At 71.3% G+C, this 3,535-nt stretch carries 4 protein-coding genes and 1 pseudogene; all 5 read right to left on the bottom strand.

Annotation, left to right across the window (positions count from 1 at the left end; translation table 11 throughout):
• Window positions 1-24: 24 nt before the first annotated feature.
• Entirely contained in the window at window positions 25-897 is an 873-nt protein-coding gene (locus tag G6030_RS12710) for a sulfurtransferase (protein ID WP_007628505.1), read from the bottom strand.
• A gap of 49 nt (window positions 898-946) precedes the next feature.
• Window positions 947-2,305: an NAD-dependent succinate-semialdehyde dehydrogenase gene (locus G6030_RS12715; RefSeq protein ID WP_007628506.1), complete on the bottom strand. Its 1,359-nt coding sequence runs from the start codon at window positions 2,303-2,305 to the stop codon at window positions 947-949.
• A gap of 166 nt (window positions 2,306-2,471) precedes the next feature.
• Entirely contained in the window at window positions 2,472-2,765 is a 294-nt protein-coding gene (locus tag G6030_RS12720) for a WXG100 family type VII secretion target (protein ID WP_007628507.1), read from the bottom strand.
• A 33-nt stretch (window positions 2,766-2,798) separates the two neighbouring features.
• Window positions 2,799-3,119: a WXG100 family type VII secretion target gene (locus G6030_RS12725; RefSeq protein ID WP_182643371.1), complete on the bottom strand. Its 321-nt coding sequence runs from the start codon at window positions 3,117-3,119 to the stop codon at window positions 2,799-2,801.
• A 112-nt stretch (window positions 3,120-3,231) separates the two neighbouring features.
• Window positions 3,232-3,535: pseudogene (locus tag G6030_RS12730) on the bottom strand (hypothetical protein); the annotation flags it as partial.

Below are 3,535 nucleotides of genomic sequence, written 5' to 3' on the forward strand. Positions count from 1 at the left end.
GGGTCGTTCAGCTGGTCGGGTCGGTCAGCGGGGTGAGTCGCCGGTGACCAGCGGGAGGTCGGGATCGCCGGCCCACGCGGTCATCGAACCGTCGTACACCGCCACGTCCTCGCGGCCGGCCAGCGCCAGCGCGTGGGCGACTCCGGTGGCCGCGATGCCACCTCCGCAATAGGTGACGACCGTGCGGTCCTCATCGAGCAGCCCGGCCGCTTCGAATTCGGCGCGCAGCTCCTCGAGCGGACGCAGCGCGCCGGTCTCGGGGTCCCGGAGGCCGGCCACCGGAAGGTTGATGCTGCCGGGGATGTGGCCGGGACGACCGTACGAGTCGACGTCACCGCGGTACGTGGCCTTGTCGAGGACGTTGACGAGGATCGTGTTCTCGTCGTCGAGGGCCGCGGCCACGCCCTCGGTGGATCGGATCAGCTCCGGCCGACGGACGCCCGTGAAGGTGCGCGGCGTCGGCACCGCGATCTCGTCGGTGACCTCGTAGCCCGCGGCCTTCCACGCCGGCAGTCCGCCGTCGAGGACCGCGACGTCGTCGAAGCCCTCGAAGCGCAGGTGCCACCACAGGCGGGTGGCCCAGAATCCCTCATGCTGGTCGTAGACCACCACGGTCGCGCCGTCCCCGATGCCGAGCCCGCTCGCGGCGGCCGCGAAGCGCTCGTGATCCGGCGCGGTGGCGGGCAGGGGGCTGCCCGGGTCGGCGAAGTCGCCGAGCAGGTCGGCGAACAGGGCACCGGGGATGTGCTCGGGCCGGTACGTCTCGAGGCCCGAGACCGGGCGCGGGGTGCCGTCCGCGTCTGCGGTCAGGTGGGTGGTGGCGTCGACGACGACGAGGTCGGCCTCACCCAGGTGCTCGTGCAGCCACTCGGTACTCACGGTGAGCGGAGTCGTCATGTCTCGTCCTTTCGATGGGGTACGCCCTTTCAAGGATAGACAGATCTGTTCAGCTGACGCGCTGGAGCCGCACGTTGGCGAACTCGGTCAGACCCCATCGGCCCAGCTCACGCCCGTACCCGGAGCGCTTGACGCCGCCGAACGGTAGCCCCGGCATGGTGGTGCCGTGCTCGTTGACGTAGGCCATGCCCACCTCGAGACGCTCCGCCACCTCGGAGGCGCGCTCGGTGTCTGTCCCCCATACGGATCCGGACAGCCCGAAGTGGGTGTCGTTCGCGATGCGCACGGCCTCGTCGACGGAGTCGTAGGTGTACACCATCGCGACGGGGCCGAAGATCTCCTCGCGGTAGGCGTCCATCTCCTCGGTGATGCCGGTGAGGATGGTGGGCTGCATGAACGCGCCGGGCCGGTCGATCGCCGCGCCGCCCGTGACGAGCGTCGCGCCCTGCCGCACGGCCGTCTCGACCTGCTCGACGACGCCGTCGCGGGCGTCCTCCGACGACAGCGGCCCGAGCTCGGTGCCCTCGTCGGCGGCGGGCCCGACGGTCAGCTCCTCGTAGAGATTCTTCAGGCGGCCGAGGAAGTCGTCCTCGAGCTGCGACGGAACGAAGATCCGCTTGGGCGAGTTGCACGCCTGCCCGCAGTTCGACAGCCGTGCCCGTCCCACGGTCTCGGTGAGCTCGTCGAGGTCGTCCGCGTCGAGGACGATGAGCGGGTCGGACCCGCCGAGCTCCAGCACGCTGGGCTTGAGGTTCTCCGCGGCCACCGTGGCCACCGCGGCGCCGGCTCCCTCGCTCCCGGTGAGGGAGACGCCCTTGATCCGCGGGTCGGCGATCATCTCGGCGACCGTGTCGCTGGAGGCGTAGACGTTGACGAAGACGTCCTCGGGTAGGCCCGCCGCGCGCTGCACCTTCTCGATGGCCGCGGACGAGCGGGCACAGATGCTCGCGTGCTTGAGCACGACGGTGTTGCCGAGCAGCAGATTGGGCGCGGCGAACCGGGCGACCTGGTAGTAGGGGTAGTTCCACGGCATGATCCCCACCAGCGGCCCGACGGGCTCGTAGGTGACCCGGTTGAGACGCGCCTCGGGCACGTCCAGCGACTCGGGCTCCAGGAGGCCGGGACCGTGCTCGCCGTACCAGCGGTAGATCGACGCCGCGAGCTCCACCTCGCCCTGCGCCTGGTCGGGCAGCTTGCCCATTTCGGTGGTGATCGCCTTACCGAGTTCTTCGCGGTGCTCGTCGAAGGCGTCGGCGATCGCCACCAGGATGCGGGCCCGCTCGGCCACGTCGGTGGCGCGCCAGGTGGCGAATCCCCCGGTGACGGTGTCCAGGACGCCGTCGACGTCGCGGATCTGTTCGTATTCGCGGTCGGTCCGACCGGTGGACGGGTCGTGCGTGACGTACATGCGGTCCTCCCTCTTCTCGCGGCGGCCGGTGGTGGTGCCCGGTCGTGTCCCGCGACGGTAGGCGGCGGGTCGGACCGGTGCATCCGGTCGGTGCGCCCCGACCCCGCCGCCGCAGTGGTGCGGGGCGGGGTCGCAGGAGGTCGGACGGGGGTTCGGGGCCGGTCGGTCAGCCCCAGCCCTGGGCGGCACGACGATCCGCGTCGGCCATGCCCTGGTTGCCCTGGGCGGCGGCACGGGAGATCTCGGCGAGCATCGCCTGCAGCGCTGCCGCGGCCTGGTCCCAGTCGTTCTGGTGCGCCTGGTAGGCGACCGCGGCGTCACCCTCCCACTCGGCGACCAGCGGGGCGAGGTAGGCCTTGAGGTCGTCGAGAGTGGTGCGCAGGTTGGTGGACGCCTGCGCGACCTGGCCGACGAGGGCCTCGATCGGGCCGTGGTTGTAGGTGATCTGTCCAGAGGTCATGACGGTCCCTTCCGGTGGTGGTGGTGTCGGCGATCAGAGGTTGAGCGGGCCGGTGTCGCCGGCCCGGGTGATGAGGGCGGCCGAGTCCTGGTCCGCGGCGTCGAACGACGAGCTGTTGGTCCGCATCGTCTCCGAGATCCCGGCGAGGGCGTTGTTGAGCTTGGCGCTCTGCTGCTGCCACTCGGTCATGATCTGGGTGAAGCGTGCCTGCGCGGCGCCGCGCCACACCGAGCCGCCGAGCTGGGACACCGAGTCCCGCACGGTGCCGAGCAGCCGGTCGATCTCGAGGTTCACGTCGTCGACCCTCCTGGCCGCCGTGTCCATGGTCCCGATGTGGGTGTTGAACCCGGTCATCTCGTCCTCCCCTGTGGTCGCTGCGGACTCCCCTTCTGGGTCCGTCACAGTGTTCGACGCGGCCGGGAGGCCGTTCGGTTCCACGGGATCGGGAAAATCTCCGTCGGGGTCGTCAGGAGGTGGCGTAGAGCCGGGCCGCCGCCTCGACCGGCGCGACCTCGGGTACGACGAACGACAGCAGGCGGGCCCGGTCGCACGCGTCCACGACCCGCTCGGCGACTCGGCCGCGCACGAGGACCTCCGTGGACCCGGTGGCCGCCTCGCGCCGCCGGCGCCGCAGGCCGGTGACCGCGTCGAGGATGCGCGGCACCTCGTCGTCGACGGCGGTGTCGCGGAACGGGTCGCGGTGGTGCACCACGGCGCGGTCGACCAGGGTCAGTCCGCCACGCGCACGTTCGACGAGCGAGACCGTGGTG

The sequence above is a fragment of the Dietzia sp. E1 genome, assembly GCF_014145015.1.
In the GTDB taxonomy this organism is placed as follows: Bacteria; Actinomycetota; Actinomycetes; order Mycobacteriales; family Mycobacteriaceae; genus Dietzia; species Dietzia cinnamea_A.

Excerpts from the sequence above, each read along its gene's own strand:
- G6030_RS12710 (WP_007628505.1), bottom strand. The coding sequence starts at position 897 with ATGACGACTCCGCTCACCGTGAGTACCGAGTGGCTGCACGAGCACCTG.
- G6030_RS12715 (WP_007628506.1), bottom strand. The coding sequence starts at position 2,305 with ATGTACGTCACGCACGACCCGTCCACCGGTCGGACCGACCGCGAATAC.
- G6030_RS12720 (WP_007628507.1), bottom strand. The coding sequence starts at position 2,765 with ATGACCTCTGGACAGATCACCTACAACCACGGCCCGATCGAGGCCCTC.
- G6030_RS12725 (WP_182643371.1), bottom strand. The coding sequence starts at position 3,119 with ATGACCGGGTTCAACACCCACATCGGGACCATGGACACGGCGGCCAGG.